Raw genomic sequence first — 18,267 nt, forward strand, 5'->3', positions numbered from 1 at the left:
GCCGGCACGGAAATGCGGCGCCCGGGGCGGTCGTCTCTCATCCGCGACGACGCCGCGGACGGTCTCTCAGCGACGCGTGAAGTCGTGCGTCCAGACGGACGTGGCTCCTTCCGCGATCGCATGGCCGGGGGTCGGCACGGCGGTCACCGTGACGGTCCCGTCGACGGTGACCTTGCCGTTGGGCGAGGTCACGAGCACGCCGTCGACGTAGTAGTCGATCCCCGCGACGTCCTTCGGGACCTGCACCTCGTCCTTGCCGGACTTCGGGCGGTCCTTGAACTTCGGCTCGCCGGGTACGACCGGGGTCGTCGCGATCGGCACGTCGGCCCAGTCGAGATCGCTCGCGAGGTAGTACGACGTGTACGCGGGCTGGTTGTACGTCGTCTGCTGACGCGCGGTCTCGACGCGGTACTGCGGGTCGTGCATGAGCGTCGTCAGCTTGTGCGTCGTGAGCTCGGTCGTCGTGTAGATGCGCAGCGCGCTCGAGTCGGCGGTGCGCACGAAGAGCTCCTCGCGCCAGTCGCCGAGCACGTCGGCGACGAGCGACGGGTTGCCCTTGGTGCCGTTGTTGGTGAGCGTGCCCGTCGCCGTGAGCAGGTTGCCACGGGTCCATTCGTCGATGGTCGGCGTCTGGGTGCCGCTGCCGTTCACGATCTGCGTGGTGAGGTCGCCCGTCCAGCGGATCGACATGTTCGTGCCGGGCGTGGCAGTCGAGAGGATCTCGCCGGTCGCGCTCAGGAGGCCGCTGGCCTCGGTGCCGCCCGGCATGCTCGACCAGACCTCGATTCCGGGCACGTCGGCCCGGACGTCGCCGATCATCGCGCGGCCGGTGTCGCGCCCGGAGTACGCGCCGAAGATCGCCTCGCCGCTCGCGGCATCCCGCAGTACCGAACCGTAGGGGGCGGACGTGCCGCCCTCGTGCGCGGTCCAGATCTCGACGCCCGCCCGCGCCGGGTCGATGTCGGTGACGTGCATCGCGTCGCCGTGGCCCAGGCGCACGGTCGCGCCGGGGCTCGCGCTGCCCGCGGGCAGCTCGTCGAACGAGCTGTAGAGCAGGCTGCCGTCGTCGTCGATCGTCGCCGAGCCGTAGACGAGCTCCTGCTTCCCGTCGGCATCGACGTCGGCGAAGCTGAGGGAGTGGTCGCCCTGCGTGGTGAGGGTCGCGAACTCGGGGTCCGTGCCGTCGCGCCCGTGGGGCGAGTCGTTGAACGGGTTCGTCATCGGCACGTGCCCGCTGTCGACGAGCCATCGCTGGCTCAGGCTCTCGCCGTCCCAGTCGTAGGCGGCGACCGTCGAGCGGGTGTAGTAGCCGCGGGCGAACACCGCCGAGGGGTGCTCCCCGTCGAGGTATCCGACGCCGGAGAGGAACCGGTCGACGCGGTTGCCCGGCTCGATGCGGGCCATGGCGTAGTCGCCCCAGAGCAGGCCGTCGTCGCCGCGACCGGGCTCGTAGTCGACCGTCTGCAGCTCCTCACCCGTGGCGCTGTCGAAGACCGTGAGGTACTCGGGCCCGTCGACGATGAAGCCCTCGAAGTTGCGCAGCACGTTGCGGGTGCTGCGGGCCGGGGCGTAGACGTCGATGAAGTGGTCGACGAGCTCCTCCGCGCTCTCGCGCGACAGCGGGTACTCGTGCGTGACCGGGATGCCGAACGCCTGCTCGAGCGTCGCGGGCCAGTTGCCCGCGACGACCTCGGGGTGCTCGGTCCAGCCCTGGAACATCTCGACGAGGTGCTCCTCGTAGTCGGCCGCGCTGAGACGGTAGTCGTCGTCGTTCGCGTAGCCCGCCGCGACGTCCTCCTCCGGCAGCGTGACGTAGGACTCGCTCGCGACCGAGCCGTCGGCCGCGTAGCGGATCGACTTCGTGCCCGGTGCGGTCTTCAACATCGTCTCGGACCGGCCGTCGCCGTCGAAGTCGTAGACGAGGAACTGCGTGTAGTGCGCACCCGCACGGATGTTCACGCCCAGGTCGAGGCGGTTCAGCAGCGTGCCGTCGAGCTCGTACGTGTCGAGGAAGACCGTGCCCGTGTACCCGACCTGCGAGACGTCCTTCGAGTTCGACGGGTCCCACTTCACGACGACCTCGTAGGCGCCGTCGCCGTCGACGTCGCCCACCGAGACGTCGTTCGCCGCGTACGTGAACGCCTCCCCCTTGGGCGTCACGCCGTCGGCCGGCTTCTGCAGCGGCAGGTCGTGGAAGCCCTGCGCCCACGCGGACACCGCAGCGGATGCCGCGAGCTCGATGCCGTTGACCACGGGGGCGACGGTGTACTCGGCGTCGGCCGTGCCCGCGGCATCCGCGTAGTTCGTGCTGTCGGTGACGACGGCGATGCGCTCCCCGTCCCGATAGACGGCGAAGTCGGGGCCGGCGAGTCCGGTGTCGGTGGCGCCGGTCGCCTCCGTCGTGAGGAGGCGCCAGCTGAGGAACACGCCCTCGTCCGTCGAGACGGCGACGAGGCCGCGGTCGAGGGCCTCGAGCTGCGGGGTGCCGTGGGCGCCGGCGGCCTGCGCGCCCTGCACGTGCGCGGCCTGCGCTTTGGGCTGCGCCTGCGCGGGCTGGGCGACGCCGACGGCCAGGCAGCCCGCGGCGACGACCGCCAGCGCAGCGCGGAACGGATGGGTACCGAGATTCATCTTCGAATCCTTCTCTGGGCCGAGGCCCGTTGGGATAACGCTTTCCGTGCGTGACCGAACCTAACCCCCGTTCGAGGGAGGGTCAAGACGAAACGGTCAAATTGACACGATTCAGTGCCTGCTCGGGCGTGGTCCGGTGCCGCCGCCCGGCCGCCGCACGGCAGCGGACGCCGCCGACCCGCCCGGTATCCTGAACCCGATGCCAGCCACCAGCAGCCCCGCGATCGAGGACTACCTCAAGACGGTGTACGCCCACACCGAGTGGCAGCCCGACCCGATCACGCCGAAGGCGCTCGCCGACAAGCTCGGCATCGCCCCCTCGTCGGTCACCGAGATGGTCAAGAAGATGGCGGCGCAGGGCCTCATCTCCCACGTTCCCTACGGTCCGCTGCGTCTCACGGATGCCGGGCGCGTGCGCGCGCTCGCCGTCGTGCGCCGGCACCGCCTCATCGAGACCTGGCTCGTGAGCGAGATGGGCTATCGCTGGGACGAGGTGCACGACGAGGCGGAGGTCCTCGAGCACTCGCTCAGCGACCGGCTCCTCGAGGCGATCGACGACCGCCTCGGCCGCCCGACCCGCGATCCGCACGGCGACGCGATCCCCGGCGCCGACGGCGCGGTGCCCAGCGAGCCGTTCCTGCTGCTGGCCGATGCGCAGCCGGGCCACGCCGGACGCGTCATCCGCATCAGCGACCGCGACCCCGAGGTGCTGCGCGAGGTCGAGGGCCGCGGCATCCGCCCCGGAGTCGAGGTCACGGTGACGGATGCCGCGGCCGAGCGCGTGCGCGTGCGCGTGCGCGTCGACGGCGACGACGCCGACCTGTCGGGCGTGGTCGCCCGCGCCATCTGGGTCACCGCCTGAGCCGACGGGACGCGTGGCATCCGCTCGCCCGGCGGCCGTCATCGATCCGTGACCTCCGCCGCCTAGGGTGGGACGCATGGGACGACGTGAAGAGGTCGAGTGCTGGCTGACCGACATGGACGGCGTGCTCGTGCACGAGAACCACGCGCTGCCGGGCGCCGCTGAGCTGCTGCAGCAGTGGGAGGACGCCGGCACCCCCTACCTCGTGCTCACGAACAACTCGATCTTCACGGCGCGAGACCTGTCTGCGAGGCTGCGCTCGAGCGGGCTCAACGTGCCCGAGGATCGCATCTGGACCTCCGCGCTCGCGACGGCCGACTTCCTGAAGTCGCAGCTGCCCGGCGGCACCGCGTTCGTCATCGGCGAGGCCGGCATCCTCACCGCGCTGCACGATGCCGGGTTCATCATGACCGAGACCGACCCCGATTTCGTCGTCGTCGGCGAGACCCGCAACTACTCGTTCGACGCGATCACGAAGGCGATCCGCCTCATCGGCAACGGCGCCCGGTTCATCGTCACGAATCCGGATGCCACGGGGCCGTCGGCCGACGGCCCCCTGCCCGCGACCGGGGCGATCGCCGCGCTCATCACGAAGGCCACCGGCAGGGAGCCCTACGTCGTGGGCAAGCCGAACCCGATGATGTTCCGGTCGGCGCTGAACAAGATCGGCGCGCACTCCGAGAACACGGCGATGATCGGTGACCGCATGGACACCGACATCGTCGCGGGCATCGAGGCCGGCCTGCACACGATCCTCGTGCTCACGGGCATCAGCGATCAGGCGGAGATCCAGAAGTATCCTTTCCGCCCCGACGAGATCCTGAGCGGCGTGCACGAGCTGTTGGGCGCCGAGCCGGTCGAGGTCGAGCTCTAGCGAGCGGGTCGCCCGACCCGGCCGTGTTCGCTCAGGCCGCGGCGCGCGCCTCCTCGGGCTCGGCGTCCAGCCGCTCCCGCAGCACCGGGTCGAGGTCGAGGTCGGCCGCGCCGAGGACCTCCTCGAGCTGCGCCATGGTCGACGGCCCGGCGACGGGGATGGCGGGCACCTCGCGCCCGAGCATCCACGCGAGGGCGACCTGGTTCGGTGTCGCGCCGGCCTCGCGGGCGACCTCGTGGAGCAGGCGGATGCGCGCGTGCGTGGTCGGGTGGTCGACGCCGCCCCAGAGCGTCTTGTCCGACCGGGTGAGCGCACCCTGGTGCAGCGGCGAGTACGCGGTCACGGCCAGGGGCGGACGACCGTCGACGCCGGTGGATGCCGCGTACGAGAGCAGCTCCGGCGTGACGAAGTTCTGCCGGCCGAGCTTGGGCGCGGGGTAGATGTAGCTGTACTGCTGCTGCACGAGCCCGTACGGCGCGACGCCCTGGCGGATCGCCTCCTCCCGCGCCTCGACGATGCGCCAGAGTGCGACGTTGGAGATGCCGGAGATGCCGATGAGGCCCTCGTCCTGGAGCGCGCCGAACGCGCCGACGGTCTCGGCCAGCGGGGTCTCGAGATCGTCGACGTGACCGTAGACGACGTCGAGGTGGTCGACGCCGAGGTGCCGGGCGCTCTCGCGGACCTCGCGGTCGACGGTCGCGGCGCCGAGTCCCTCGAAGTTCGTCGGCGGCGTGTTGGACAGCGGCAGCTTCGGGTCCGCCTTTCCGGCGCCCACCTTGGTCGCGATGCGCAGCCCGCCGGGGCGGCCGCGGCTCGCGAGCCAGCGGCCGATGACGTCCTCGCTGTCGCGGCCGTAGCCGAGGCCCCAGTGGTTGTAGTTGTTGGCGGTGTCGATGAAGGTGCCCCCGGCCTCGACGAAGCGGTCGAGGAGCGCGAACGAGGTCGCCTCGTCGATCCTGGTTCCCATGTACATGGTCCCGAGGCAGATGGTCGAGACGTCGAATGCCGTGCGGCCGTTGCCGATGGTGCGGTATCGCATGTGGTTCCTCCGTGATGTCCGATGACGCGTCGGCGTCCTCTCACGGTCGAAGGTATGCGGGGATCGGCCCGGGCGTACACTCCAATCAAGCCCCATCCGACCAGACCAATCGAGGAGTGAGCGGATGCCCCGTCGCCCTGCGCCCCGCACCGGCCCGACGCTCGCCTGGGAGACGCTGCTCCCCCTCGGCGACGCACCGACGCCGCTCCGGGACCGGCTGGAGCGCAGCATCCGCGACGCCGTGCACCGGGGCGTCGTGCCGCCCGGGTCGGCGCTGCCGCCGAGCCGGGTGCTCGCCGAGACGCTCGGCGTCTCCCGCTGGGTGGTGACGGAGGCGTACGGCCAACTCGTCGCGGAGGGCTTCCTCGAAGCCGTGGTCGGATCGGGCACCCGCGTGCCGCATCGGCCCGCCCGAGGACCGGATGTCGCCGCCGGACGGGCCGCAGCGCCGCTCCGCGCCGAGTACCGGCGGCCGAGGTTCGACCTCGGACCCGGCATTCCCGACCTCCGCCACGTGCCCCGCGCACGGTGGGCCGAGGCGGTTCGACGAGCGCTGGACGCCCTGCCGGACGGCGAGCTCATGGTCGTCGATCCGCTGGGACATCCGCTCGCCCGCACCGCCGTCGCCGAGTACCTCTCGCGCTCGCGTCGTGCCGCGGTCGCACCCGACGACGTGGTCATCACGCACGGGGCGACCGACGCCATGGCGGGCGTGGTCGCCGGACTTCGCGCGGCCGGGCATCGGAGCATCCTCGTCGAGGACCCGAGCTGGGGACGCCTCCGCGAGGTCGCGGCATCCGCGGGGCTCACCCCCGTACCGGTCCCGGTCGACGCGTCGGGCGTCGAGGTCGACCGCCTCGTCGAGGCGGCCGCCCGGACCGGCGCGCGCGCCGCCCTGCTGACCCCGGCCCATCAGTTCCCCCTCGGCGCCGCGCTCTCGCCGGCCCGACGGGAAGCCGTGGTGCGATGGGCGCACGACGTCGATGGCGTGCTCATCGAGGACGACTACGACGCCGAGTTCCGGTACGACCGCCGCCCCGTCGCCGCCCTCCAGGGCCTCGCCCCCGAGCGCGTGATGCTCGTCGGTTCGCTCTCGAAGTCGTTGTCGCAGGCGTTCGGACTCGGCTGGGCGGTCGCCCCGTCGAGCCTGCGGAGCCGGATCGGCCTCGTCGAGCGGGCACGCCCGTCGGTGCTCGACCAGGTCGCGCTCGCGCACTTCATCACGGCGGGCGACCTCGAACGGCACCTCCGGTCGGCGCGCGGGCGGTTCCGTCGACGTCGCGCCGCGCTGCTGGACGCGCTGGCACGCGAACTCCCGGGCCTCCCGGTGACCGGCATCGCCGCCGGCATGCACGCGATGCTCGGGCTGCCGCCCGGCGTCACGGCGCGGGATGTCCGGCACGCGGCATCCGGACTCGAGGTCGCCGTCTCGGACCTCGCCCGGTATCGCGCGACCGCGGCGAGCGCGGTGGGCGCGGGCGTCGGCGAGGCGCTGGTGCTCGGCTACGGCAATCTCTCGGACGCGCTCGTCGACGAGGCCGTGGCGCGCCTCGCGGTCGCGATCAGGACTGCGCAGGACGGGCGGGCATGACCCGAGGCGCCCTTAGAGGCCCCGCCAGACATCGGACTGCGACCGGCCGCGGTCGACGTCGATCATCGCGTCGGCCGATTCCGGGTCCCGATGCCGGGTCTGCTCGGAGTGCCGACGATTCGAGAAGGCCCACTGCGTGCCGATCCAGAGGGCGAGGATCGCGGCACCGCCCACCCAGAACGTCCAGTCCATCGCGGCCACCTCCTCCGTCCACGGTAACCCCCCCGTCGGCGGATGCCGCCATCCACCGGTTCCTCCGGGAACGTCGTCCGCATCGCGTAGCCTGACTCGGACGCCGGCCCTCACCCGGCCGGAGCAGGAGATCCACCGATGGATGCAGAGGTCGAGCCATGACGGACGCCGGAGACCGGTCCGAGCCGCAGACGGAGCCCGGGCGCGATCCGGGGGCGCATGGTCCCGCGCGGCCAGCCCTCGTGGAGGAGCAGCCGGATTCCGCCCCTGCCGTGCGGACGCTGCCCGCATGGGCCGGCGTGCTCGTCGGGCTCGGCGCCGCCGTGGTCGGCCTGCTCCCGTGGCTCGTCGCCGGCATGCGCCTGCCGCTGCAGAACCTCTGGGCGTTCGAGACGATGCCCGACCGCATGCCCCTCGTCCTGCTGCCGTTCAGCCAGTACGCCCTGACCTCCATCGTCGGCCTCATCGTCACCGGTTCCGTGGTGGCCGGCCTGCTCGCGCGCATCCTGCGTCCTCGGATGCCGCGACTCGGCTTCGCCGGGCTGGTCGTCGGGCTGCTCGCGACGCAGGGCGTTGCCGTCCTGCAGACCGCCGTCACCGTGAACGGCGGGCTGAGGGGTGGCGCCGAATCCGCGCTCTACCTCACCGGCCTCGTCGCGCTCAGCGTCTTCTCGATGCTCATCGGCCTGCTGATGTTCTGGCTGGTCGCCAGGGCGCCGCGCGCGGGAGCACTCATCGGCCTGAGCTTCGGCGCGATCGCCGTCGGCTTCTGGCTGGGCACCCTGCTGCACCCCATCGGCTCGGTCATCACGTACGACACGGCGTGGATCTCGGCGGTCCTGCGGTGGACGCCGGCGATCCTGGTCGGCGCGTCGATCGCGTGGTGCGGCCTCGGCACGGCGGGACGCGTCATCGCCGCGATCGCGAGCCTCGTCGTGCTCTGGATCGCCCCCGCGCTCGCGACCGCCGTCAGCGCCGCCGTCGGAAGTCGCGTGCTGGCCCGGCGGCTCGACGAGATGCTCGACTACGGCATCGGCGTGTTCACGGCGGCGTCAACCATCCCCGAACTCGTGTTCCCGCCGCTCATCGTCGCCGTGGTCGTGGCCGCCGTCGGCCTCGTCGCGCGAGCCCTGCTGGCTCGGCGGAGCCGCGGTCGCGAGCGGGAACCCGGGGACGAGCTGGGCTAGCGGCTCAGGCACGCGCCTCTTGGCGTACGGGCTTGACCCGGTCGGGAACCTCGACCGTCGGGAACCATTCGCAGGTGAAGGTCCCGCGGTAGCCGAAGAGGAAGCCGAAGCGGTCGTTGTGCACCTCGAGCTCGACGCGGAACGCCCCGAGCTCCTCGTCGTACTGCTCACGGAGCAGGGCGCGCCCGCTGAAGAGCATCGGGAAGCGGAACGCGACCGGGCCCTCGTAGAAGCGCTGCGCCTCGGATCGGAGAACCAAGCCGCCCCGCGCGTCGACGGCGACGTCGAGGTCGACGGCGAGGTGCTGGTGGGTGCCGAGGTAGTCGACGATCCTCCCGTCGGCGAGGATCATCGTGGCGTCGAAACGGCGGCGCCTGCCCCGGATCTCGTACTCCCGCACGAAGGTCACCGTCTCGCGACCGAAGGGATCGATGTACGGATGGTTCTCGATGCTGAACGGCACGTCCGTGCCGACGTCGGGCACCAGGATGTTGCGCAGACGCCCCACCTGCAGAAAGGGGACGGTCCACCACGGCCCGCGTCGCACCTCGGTCATCACGCCGCGGCCGATGCACGTCTCACCGGCGTCCATCCCGACGCCGAACCTGCGCTGCAGCATCGGATGCAGGCGCAAGAAGTCCTCGCCCATGGCGCGGGCGAAGATCGAGGTCATGAATCAGCTCCCGGCTCGGGCAGCGTCGCGAGCATGCGCGGGGCAGCGACGAGGTGGTCGGCGCGTCGCCGACCGCCCTCGGGAGCACGACGACAGCGGGCAGCACGCGGCCGGTCGGCTCGCCAGAACCACAGGACGCTCCGCAGGGGCCACCGCTCCGGCGCCTCGCCCCGCTCGATCCAGATCCGCAGCCGGTCGAAGCTCCATGCCGTCGCCCAGCCGAGTACCGGGCGGACGAGCATGTCGAGCGGCCCCCAGCCCGGGTCATAGTCGTACCCCGTGATGAAGCGCGTGCGCGTGACATCCGGCAGGTAACGCCAGTACCCGCGCCCCGCGCGGATGGGCGACATGGGGTCGTCGGTCGAGAACCGCAGCGCCGAGGTGCGCGTGCCGTCGGGGCGGCCGCTCTCACCGAGACTCGCCCCGACCCCGTGCACCGTATGGAAGGGCACGCCGCGCGTGTAGGTGAAGCGCTGCACGCCGTCCTCCGAGGGCGGGTCGGCCACGATCGCCGTGAAACGGAGGTCCCACCTGGCATGCTCCGTCGGGTCCTGGCTCAGGTGCCAGACGCGATCGAGGCTTGCGGCGATCGTCGTCTCGACGTAGATGCCCGCGCGTGCCACGAGTCGAGGCTAGCGGCTCAGGCGAGGCGCGAGACGGCGTCGACGACGCCCGCCCAGAAGCGCTCGACGTCGAGGTCGACGGCGACCCACGCGTTGGGCTCGCGGCCGAGCATGCCGTCGAAGTCGACGCTCGTGGCCCCGAGCGTCTCGGTGCCGGCGAGCTCGACGTCGAGGCGCGTGCGCCGCAGCCGGACGCAACCGGGGTCCGCGAGCACGGCGACGGCCACGGGGTCGTGCAGCGGCCCGTCGGGCATGCCGAACACCTCGGCGTTCGTCCGGCAGAAGAAGTCGAGCAGTTCGTCGCCGAACGCGGCCGTGCGGGTTCCGGCGGCGGCGAGTCCGGCGCGCACCGAGGGCGTGACGAGCGCGAGGTGGGTGACGTTCAGCCCGACCATCGTGAACCGGATGCCGCTCGAGAGCACGAGGGCGAGCGCCTCGGGGTCCACGAGCGCGTTGAACTCGGCGTACGGGGTCGCGTTGCCGCGCTCGGTCGAGCCGCCCATCCAGACGATCTCGCGGATGCGCGGAGCGAGGTCGGGCCGGTCGCGTAGCAGGACCGCGACGTTGGTGATGGGGCCGGTGGCGATGATCGCGACGGGCTCGGCGGAGGCCTCGAGGGTGTCGGCCATCAGCTCGGCCGCCGGCCGCGGATCGAGCGGGATCGTGGGCTCGGGCAGCTCGGGGCCGCCGAGGCCGTTCGCCCCGTGGATCCACTCGGCCGTGACGAGCTCCCGCGCCAGCGGCCCTGCTGCCCCGGCGGCGACCGGCACGCCCTCAACGCCGGCGACGGAGAGCACGATGCGCGCGTTGCGGCTCGTGTGCTCGAGCGGCACGTTGCCGCCGACCGTGGTCACCGCGAGCAGGTCGAGCGCCGGATGCCCCGCCGCGAGCCACAGTGCGACCGCGTCGTCGTGGCCCGGATCGCAGTCGACGATGACCGGGATGCTCACGAACGTGCCGCCTCGGCGACGGATGCCACGGGAAGCGCGATGCGCGCGGCATCCGCAGGGCTCTGGAGCGAGCGGATGCCGCGTGCGCGACGCATCACGCGGCCGGGCCTGGACCCGCGAGCGAGCCGGTCAGCGGCTCGCCGCCCGCGCGGTTGACGAAGCAGTAGTAGGTGCGCTCGCCCTCGGCCCACTGGGCCTCGTCCGCCGGGTAGCTGCCCTGCACCTGCAGGTCGGGGATGCCCCCGGCCGCCGCGACGTCGACGATGCCGGCAGCCGTGCAGAGCGTTCCGATCTGCGTCGCGAGCTCGGACTCGCCCGGATACGGCGCAGCCTCGTCGCCGGGAAGCGTGCCGCGGTAGACGAGCTGGGCGGCGTGCGCCACGCCGCAGTCGACGACCGTGTACTCCTGGTCCCAGGCTGACGTGAAGGGATCGACGCACTCGCCGCCGAAGAGGGTGTTCCATGCGTGGACGCCCATCGGCTGGGGCGCGGTCGGGGCGACGCTCGGCGTCTCTTCGGCCGTCTCGCTCTCACTGGCGGACAGGTTCGCCGTGCCACCGGAGGAGCCGCCGCCCATGAGCTGGGACCCGAGGAAGAACAGCCCGACGAGCACGAGCACCGCGACGAGGCCGCCGGCGATCCAGATGAGGGTCTTCACGGGGCGGCGGTCGGAACCAGAGCCGCCGGAGCCGCCCTTGCCCGATCCGCCCGACCCACCGGGACCGCGTCCGTTGCCGCCGCCGCCCGAACCGCCGTTGCCGCCGCCGCCCGAACCGCCGTTGTTCCCGGTGCCGCCCGCGCGGCCGCTGCCGGTCGTCGATGCACCGGATGACGCGCTGAACGCGACGCCGGCACCTGCGCCAGCGCCGTACGCACCAGCGCTGTACGCACCTGCGCCGTACCCGCCGGCCGCTGCGGCCCCGGCGCCCGCGCCGCCACGGACGGGTCCGGGGAACGCCGCGCCGGCACCGATCGGCGTCACCGCGACCGGTCCGGTCGGCGTGAAGAGCGAGGCGAACGGATCGTCGAGGTCGGGTTCCTCGGGAGCGACCGCCGGGGACCAGGCGGCCGGCGTGCGGGGCATCCGCTCCGTGGCCGGCTGAGGGAACTGGCGCGTCGGCGCCGCATCGGCGAACGGGTCGGAGGCGACTTCGTCGGCCGGCGGCGCGGTCCGCAGCAGCGCCGTCTGCGCGGACGGTTCGTCGGACTCGAACCCGGCGAACGGGTCGAGCTCAGCCCCGTCATCGGACGGGACGAGATCGGCATCGGCGAGCCCGCCGGTCGCGGGCGCCTGGGCCGCCGCCGCGAGTGCGACCAGCATCGACCCGGCGGGAGCGTCGGCGCGCGGGTCCTCGGCCATCGGGTCGGGCATCAGCCCCCACTGGTAGCCGAGGTCCTCGGCTTCGGGCTCCTCGGCCTCGAGCGAGGCGTCCTCGGCGGGAACCGCCGACCAGGCGCGCGCCGCGTGCACGTACTGCGGAACGTCCCGTGACTCGTCGTCGACGGGACTCGCGAAGCGATCGCGGGTGACTTCGGGCTCGTGCTCGGGCTCACCGAACGAGAGTCCCAGGTCCGCGAGCCCGTCGGAGGCGCCCTGCGGTACCGGGGTCGGGGCGAGCGGGGCGGCCGCCTCGGGCATCCCGACCGGTGCCGCGAACGCGGTCGACGCCGACGCCGGGCCTTGGGCGGGAGCGAAGCTCGGGGCGGCGGGCTGCCGCGAGGGTGCCGCCGTCTGGCCGAGTGCCGTGTCGGCGGCGAACGAGGCGAAGCGACTGGTCTGCGGGCTCGGGGTGTCGTAGGGGCGACCGAACAACTGGCCCTCGGGGCCGCCGGCCGGTTCGTCGCGTCGGGGCCGGGCCGGACCCGGCGCCTGCGCGCCTCCGAGCGCCGCGAGGAGGTCGTCGACCGGCTCGACGCGCTGGTCGACGGGAGCGGGAGGGGCGGATGCCGCGGCGAACGCGGGGAACGGCGTGCGCGGGGCTTCGGCGGCGGGCGGCACCTGCGGTGCCGGCATCTGCAGTGCCGGCGTCTGCCAGATCGGGTCGGCGGATGGTACGGCAGGCGTACGCGCGTCCGCGGTCGGGGCAGTCTCCGCCCCTGAGTTCCACGGCGACGGGGATGCGAACGGCGACTGCGCAGGCGGGGTGCCCTGAGGAGCGGCAGGGGGCATCGCCGTGAACGCGGCGGCATCGCCGCCCTCCTGGCCCGCCTCGGGCCCCGAGGTCTGCTGTTCGAGGGCCAGGCGCTCGCGGCGCGTCAACTCCTGCGTGGGAATCGGGACGGGGTCGGGTTCCTGGAGCGCGGACCACAGGTCGGCACCGAAGTCGGTCGTCGCGGCACGCGGCGTTCCGGATGCCGGGGTGAAGGAATTGCGCGCGACGGGAGGCAGCGCGAAGTCGGCGAAGGGATCGGCCTCGGGCGCGACCGGCGCGGGAGACGGGACCGGGGCGGCAGGGGCAGCGGCGGCCGGGGCAGCGGCGGCCGGCGTAGCCGCGGGCTGGGCTGGAGCGACGGGCGCGGCCTGCTGCGCCGAGTCGGGCTGCGACAGGCGGCGGAAGGCGTCGCGAAGCGCATCCTCAGCGCTCGGTTCGGGCTGGGCCGGGGCGTCGCCCCAGGTCAGGGCGAACGACGCGGTCGGCGTGGCCGGGCCCGGGATGCCGCGGCGGTCGGGTTCGTGGCCCACGATCGGTGCCTGCGAGCGACCGACGGGCGGCTCGACGCTCAGCGGCGCATGCGCCGCGGCGGGCGGAACGTACGCGCCGGGCGGAGCGAACGCCGGCCCCGAGGGTGAGGCAGGTGCCTGGACCACGGGGATGGAGCGTGCCTCGGTGCGCTCCCACGGCTGGGCGGTCGGCGGGACGACCGGCAGTGCCCGCGTCGCGGTCTGCTCCCAGGACTGTGCCGCCGGGGCCGCGGTCGACGCGGGAGGGGACTGCCGCGGCGGAAGGGCGTCGCCCACGACCGGGAGCGCCCTCGTCGCGGTCTCCTGCGCCGGGGGCTCCGCGAGGGAGAACCAGTCGAGCGACTCCTCGCTCCGGGCGGCGCGCCGGCCTTGCGAGGCTTGGGTGCTCGACTGCGGGTTCGCGTACTGCGGCTGGTCGGACGGCATCGGCTGGGCCCGTGGCACCGGTGTCTGCGAGGGCTGCGACGGCGCAGGGGAACCCCCTGCGGCGAGCTGCGCCAACAGCCAGTCGGCGTCGTTGCCGCCCAGTCGATCCGCCGTCATCCGGCCAGGCCCAGGTCGTCCAGGTCGATCGCCGCGAGGTACTGCACGCCCGCAGCCTCGATGACCTCGCGAGCACCGGTCGCGCGGTCGACGACCACCGCGACGGCCACGACCTCGGCGCCGACCTTGCGGAGCGCCTCGATCGCCTTCAGCGGAGAACCGCCCGTGGTCGACGTGTCCTCGAGCACGACCACGCGCTTGCCCGCGAGGTCGGGTCCTTCGACCTGCTTGCCGCGGCCGTGGTCCTTCGGCTCCTTGCGCACGACGAACGCGTCGTAGGCGAGCCCGCGGGCGGCGCCCTGGTGCAGGATCGCCGATGCGATGGGGTCCGCGCCCATGGTCAGGCCGCCCACCGCCGCGATGTCGGGCAGGTCGGAGATGAGGTCGATCATCACCTGGCCGATGAGCGGGGCCACGCGGTGGTCGAGGCTCACCTTGCGCAGATCCACGTAATAGGTGGCCTTCTTGCCGCTGGTGAGCGTGAAGTCGCCGTGGAACACCGCATCGGCCGAGATGAAGTCGATGAGCTGCTGACGGACGTCTTCGCTATGGGGGTCTGGGAGCGTCACCCGAACACTCTACGACGCAGACGCCTGAGAGGAAGGTCCGGATTCTCAACGGCGACCGGGCGGACGGGCGTCGGGCGCGGCATCCGGTGCCTCCGGCACGCGACGTCCACCCCAGAACGAGCGCGGCGTGCCCGGCAGCATGCGCGCCCAGAACGGCGGCTGCTCCGTCGCCACGAGCGCCGCCGGGACCTCGATGTGGAACTGGGCGAGCTCCTCCGCGCCGTGGTGCGCGAACCGGTAGAGCGCCGTGCCGATGAGCACGCCGAGGGCGATCGACATGACCGACGTCAGCGCGGCGGTGAAGTCGTCCATGCCCTGGCTCGCACCGACCGCCTCGGTGAGCCCGACGAGGCCGGCGGCACCGGGCACGAGCAGCCAGAAGGCCGGGAGGAAGGTCAGCTGCGACGGCACGCCATGGCGCAGGGTCCCGATCCACAGCACGACGGGCGTCATCGCGAGGGCACCGATGAACCCGCTGATCGACGCGCCGATGAGCACCGTGCCGAGCTGCTGGCCGGTGTAGGCGACGACGAGCGCGAGGAGCACCCACCCGAACGTCGAGGCGGGAGCCGAGAAGTGCAGGTAGTTGCCGACCGCGAAGAGCAGGACGCCGACCATCGCCGTCCACCACGGGAACGGTGCCGTCACCTCGAGCGCCGTGTACTCCGAGCTCTCCACGCCGACGACCGTGCCGGCGGCGAGGATCCCGAAGGAGAGGAGTGCGAGCTGCACGAGGCCGAACACGAGCCTCGATGCGCCGGAGATCATCTGGCCGGAGGCGAGCTCCACGGTCGCCGTCGTGAGCGCGCCGCCGGGGAGGAAGGTGACCAGCGGCGCGATGAGCAGGGTGAGCGGGTCGCCGATCTCGATGTACGGCGCGAGGAGGAAGACCGCGAGCGCGCAGACGAATGCCGCGAAGATCGGGAAGACGATCTGCAGCGTCGGCGAGCGCACGAGCTTCGCGAGCCCGATGAACGCGCCGAGGCAGAACGCGACGAGCGCGCCCTGCCAAGTGGGCGCGAGGAGGAGAGCCAGCCCCGTCGTCAGCACCGCATGACCGAACGTCCGGAGGAGCCATCGGTGCGCGGGCTGCATCGCGCCGATCTCGTTGAGCCGGCGGATGCCCTCGGCCGGGTCGACCGCGCCCCGCTTGGCCTCCTCGACGAGCGGGTACAGCGCGGCGATCTGGTCGAAGCGGAACGACGCGTTCACGGCGGACCGGATCGCGACCCGGCCCTCCTCGCCGCGCCCCGTCTCGACGAGGATCACGGTCGGCAGCAGCACGAAGTCGGTGTCCTCGCGACCGTACGCGTGCGCGACGGTGACCATCGTCTCGTGGATGCCGCTCACGGGCTCGCCCGCCGCGTTCATGCCCTCGGCGAGCCCGAGCAGGAAGCGGCGGAGTGCTGCGCTGTCTTCGAACACCATGGGGCTCACGCCACGACGACCAGGGAGAGGAGGCATCCGACCGCGATCGCGACGACGATGTAGACGAGGTTCGGCAACTGGAACGAGTGGTCGAACACGAACCGGCCCATCTTCGTCGTCCCGGTCTGGTCGAACGCGACCGTCGCGACCTGGCTGCCGTTGGCGGGCAGCGTGTAGATGCCCATCGCTGCGGGCCAGAGCCCGACGAGCAGGGATGCGGGCAGCCCGATCGTGATGCCGATCGGCACGATGGCGTTCGTCGCACTCGACTGGCTCGTCGTGAGCATCGCGACGAGGAACAGGGCGAGCGCGAAGAGCAGCGCACCGAGGAACGCCGACGAGCCCGACACCAGCGACCCGAGTCCGTCCACGATGAGCTGGTTGTTCGCGGCGACGAAGGTGTTCGCGAGCCACGCGATGCCGAACAGCGCGATGGCCCCGACCATGCCCGCCGGGAAGGTCGACTGCTTCGGGACATCCGCCGCCTTGACCTTGCAGGTCACGAAGATGAGCGCCGCGATGACGCCCATGACGACCTCGATGATGACGGTGATGCTGACGCGCACGGGGTCGCCCGCGTCATCCGTGCCGATGACGGGTCGGATGCCGTCGAAGAGGCCGAAGAGCACGATGACGCCGACGCCCGCGAGGAAGATCGAGGCGGAGAGCACGGCACTGCGGGGCAGCTTCGTGTCGCCGTCGACGACGACTGCGGGCTTCACGAGGTGCTCGGCGAGGCGCCGCTGGAATTCGGGGTCGTCCTCGAGGTCCTTGCCGTGGCGCACCATGACGAGCGCGGCGACGAGGAGGCCGGCGATCGAGGCGGGCCACATGATCAGCAGGAGCGTGCCGAGGTCGATGCCCTCCGGCGCGAGCAGCACCACCATCGAAGCGGTCGCCGCCGAGACCGGGCTGCAGAGGATGCCGACCTGCGAGGCCACGGCCGAGACCGACAGCGCGCGCTCCGGCCGGATCCTCTGCTGGTAGGAGACGTCGTAGATGACGGGCAGCAGCGGATAGAAGATGTTGCCGGTGCCGGCGCCCACCGTGAACAGGAAGGACATGGCCGGCGCGAGGAACACGACCGACTTCGGTCGACGCTTGATCACCTTCGCCGCGACGGAGACCATCCAGTCGATGCCGCCCGCCGCCTGCATGACGGATGCCGCGGTGATGACGGTGATGACGATGAAGACGGCGTCGACCGGGGCGCTGCCCGGCGCCTCGCCGAAGACGAACACGAGCACGGCGACGCCGACGAGCCCCCAGACGCCGAGGCCGATCCCGCTCGTGCGGGTGCCCATGTAGATCGCCAGGATGACGACGATGAGCTCCGCGACGAGGATCCAGACGTTGTCGTTCACGAGGAGGGACCCCTCGTGATGGAGCCGGTCGCCGCGAGCACCTGCACCGGGAGCGGGGTCTCGACGATGCGGCCGTCGACCGCCTCGACGCGCAGCGCGAGCGAGTCCTCCACCGGACTGACGGCCGTGATGAACTCGGAGCCCTCGAAGTGCAGGGACTGCAGGTTGCCCACCGCGTAGCCGGTCGAGAGCTCGCCGCTGAGCAGCGATGCGTGGAAGAGCGGCCGGCGCTGGTCCTCGGCGTCGTAGTGGGGGCAGAAGCTCCCGTGCAGGAACCCGAGCCCCTCGGGCAGTACCTGCAGGGTGGGACCGTAGCTGTCGGTGGTGCCGCCCTCGAACCAGCAGATGCCGCCGGCGCTGCCGCCCGTGAACACCGTGTTCGACGCCGGGTCCTCCCACATCTCGCGCATGATCTCGTCGAGGCCCTGGCGCTTCCAGACATCGAGCATGTTCGCGGTGTTGCCTCCGCCGACGTGGATCACGTCGAAGCCCCTCACGAAGCCGGCGAGGTCGTCGACCGAGCGATGGAAGAGCGGGAGGTGGTGCGGCGCGCACCGATCGGAGTCGTAGGTCGCGTAGAAGCTGACGACGTACGCGGGGTCATCGCCGGTCGCCGTGCCCACGAAGAGCACGCGCGGGCGCTCCTTGCCCGTGAGTCTCAGGATGTATTCGTGCGTCGGGTCGTTCCGCCGCTCCATCATGGCCTTGCCGGCCCCGGTCGCCACCACGTGCGCCATCGATCCCCCTCGTGTCGCGTACGGGGCTCACGGTAGCGAACGGGCCGACGGGCGGGAAGGTCGAACACGCCGGGGACGGCGAACGGCGAACGGCGCCCGGAGACGATGAAGGGCCGCCCGACGGAGTGTCCCTCTCCACGGGCGGCCCTTGATCCCGGCGATGCCGGGTGATTCGCGCGACTAGAAGGTGCGCGCGAAGGTCTGCCGCGGCTGGCGGCGGTAGCCGTCGCGGGCGGTGAGCACGATCGTGCCGACGAGACCGGCGACGGAGGCTGCGAGAACGAAGATGAGCGTGGCCATGATGGCTCCTTCACGAAAGAT

Annotated in this window: 15 protein-coding genes; 4 read left to right on the forward strand and 11 right to left on the reverse strand. The window is 72.3% G+C overall.

Going from position 1 to position 18,267, the window contains the following annotated elements; translation table 11 throughout:
- Nucleotides 1-66 precede the first annotated feature (66 nt).
- Nucleotides 67-2,631 carry a rhamnogalacturonan lyase gene (locus tag GQQ95_RS07660; RefSeq protein ID WP_157427072.1) on the reverse strand — a complete coding sequence of 855 codons (2,565 nt, stop codon included), beginning with the start codon at nt 2,629-2,631 and terminating at the stop codon, nt 67-69.
- A 199-nt stretch (nt 2,632-2,830) separates the two neighbouring features.
- Here GQQ95_RS07660 and GQQ95_RS07665 point away from each other — a divergent pair, with 199 nt between their 5' ends.
- On the forward strand, nt 2,831-3,493 hold the full coding sequence (locus GQQ95_RS07665; RefSeq protein WP_157427073.1) for a metal-dependent transcriptional regulator: 663 nt from the start codon (nt 2,831-2,833) through the stop codon (nt 3,491-3,493).
- A 76-nt stretch (nt 3,494-3,569) separates the two neighbouring features.
- Entirely contained in the window at nt 3,570-4,367 is a 798-nt protein-coding gene (locus GQQ95_RS07670) for an HAD-IIA family hydrolase (RefSeq protein WP_157427074.1), read from the forward strand.
- A 31-nt stretch (nt 4,368-4,398) separates the two neighbouring features.
- Here GQQ95_RS07670 and GQQ95_RS07675 read toward each other — a convergent pair whose 3' ends face one another.
- Nucleotides 4,399-5,406 (reverse strand): aldo/keto reductase, encoded by a 1,008-nt coding sequence (locus tag GQQ95_RS07675; RefSeq protein ID WP_157427075.1) that lies wholly within the window; start codon nt 5,404-5,406, stop codon nt 4,399-4,401.
- A 124-nt stretch (nt 5,407-5,530) separates the two neighbouring features.
- Between GQQ95_RS07675 and pdxR the strand changes: the two genes are divergently transcribed.
- Nucleotides 5,531-6,997: a MocR-like pyridoxine biosynthesis transcription factor PdxR gene (pdxR, locus tag GQQ95_RS07680; RefSeq protein ID WP_157427076.1), complete on the forward strand. Its 1,467-nt coding sequence runs from the start codon at nt 5,531-5,533 to the stop codon at nt 6,995-6,997.
- 12 nt (nt 6,998-7,009) lie between these two features.
- Here pdxR and GQQ95_RS07685 read toward each other — a convergent pair whose 3' ends face one another.
- The gene (locus tag GQQ95_RS07685; protein ID WP_157427077.1) at nt 7,010-7,189 is read right to left on the reverse strand and encodes a hypothetical protein; all 180 of its coding nucleotides are present in this window, start codon (nt 7,187-7,189) and stop codon (nt 7,010-7,012) included.
- A gap of 158 nt (nt 7,190-7,347) precedes the next feature.
- On the opposite strand from GQQ95_RS07685, the gene GQQ95_RS07690 reads away from it, so the two are divergent.
- The gene (locus tag GQQ95_RS07690; RefSeq protein WP_157427078.1) at nt 7,348-8,376 is read left to right on the forward strand and encodes a hypothetical protein; all 1,029 of its coding nucleotides are present in this window, start codon (nt 7,348-7,350) and stop codon (nt 8,374-8,376) included.
- Nucleotides 8,377-8,380: 4 nt separating this feature from the next.
- Here the strand turns inward: GQQ95_RS07690 and GQQ95_RS07695 are convergent, their stop codons facing one another.
- The 8 genes from GQQ95_RS07695 to GQQ95_RS07730 form a co-directional block, all read right to left on the reverse strand.
- Entirely contained in the window at nt 8,381-9,049 is a 669-nt protein-coding gene (locus tag GQQ95_RS07695) for a DUF4166 domain-containing protein (protein ID WP_157427079.1), read from the reverse strand.
- Nucleotides 9,046-9,672: an SRPBCC family protein gene (locus tag GQQ95_RS07700; RefSeq protein ID WP_212275344.1), complete on the reverse strand. Its 627-nt coding sequence runs from the start codon at nt 9,670-9,672 to the stop codon at nt 9,046-9,048. The genes GQQ95_RS07695 and GQQ95_RS07700 overlap by 4 nt, the downstream gene beginning before the upstream one ends.
- Nucleotides 9,673-9,689: 17 nt before the next feature.
- Nucleotides 9,690-10,622 carry a nucleoside hydrolase gene (locus GQQ95_RS07705; RefSeq protein ID WP_157427080.1) on the reverse strand — a complete coding sequence of 311 codons (933 nt, stop codon included), beginning with the start codon at nt 10,620-10,622 and terminating at the stop codon, nt 9,690-9,692.
- A 94-nt stretch (nt 10,623-10,716) separates the two neighbouring features.
- Nucleotides 10,717-13,848, reverse strand: coding sequence for a hypothetical protein (locus tag GQQ95_RS19615; protein WP_157427081.1), 3,132 nt, complete (start codon nt 13,846-13,848; stop codon nt 10,717-10,719).
- Entirely contained in the window at nt 13,845-14,417 is a 573-nt protein-coding gene (gene pyrE / locus GQQ95_RS07715) for an orotate phosphoribosyltransferase (protein WP_157427082.1), read from the reverse strand. The genes GQQ95_RS19615 and pyrE overlap by 4 nt, the downstream gene beginning before the upstream one ends.
- A gap of 45 nt (nt 14,418-14,462) precedes the next feature.
- Entirely contained in the window at nt 14,463-15,845 is a 1,383-nt protein-coding gene (locus GQQ95_RS07720; RefSeq protein WP_170297007.1) for a threonine/serine exporter family protein, read from the reverse strand.
- Nucleotides 15,846-15,850: 5 nt separating this feature from the next.
- Nucleotides 15,851-17,209, reverse strand: coding sequence for an anaerobic C4-dicarboxylate transporter family protein (locus GQQ95_RS07725; protein WP_157427084.1), 1,359 nt, complete (start codon nt 17,207-17,209; stop codon nt 15,851-15,853).
- Nucleotides 17,206-17,946, reverse strand: a complete 741-nt coding sequence (locus tag GQQ95_RS07730; protein ID WP_157427085.1) for a Type 1 glutamine amidotransferase-like domain-containing protein — start codon at nt 17,944-17,946, stop codon at nt 17,206-17,208. Before GQQ95_RS07730 ends, GQQ95_RS07725 begins: the two co-directional genes overlap by 4 nt.
- Between the last annotated feature and the right edge of the window lie 321 nt (nt 17,947-18,267).

It is taken from the genome of Agromyces salentinus (assembly GCF_009749395.1).
GTDB lineage: Bacteria > Actinomycetota > Actinomycetes > Actinomycetales > Microbacteriaceae > Agromyces > Agromyces salentinus.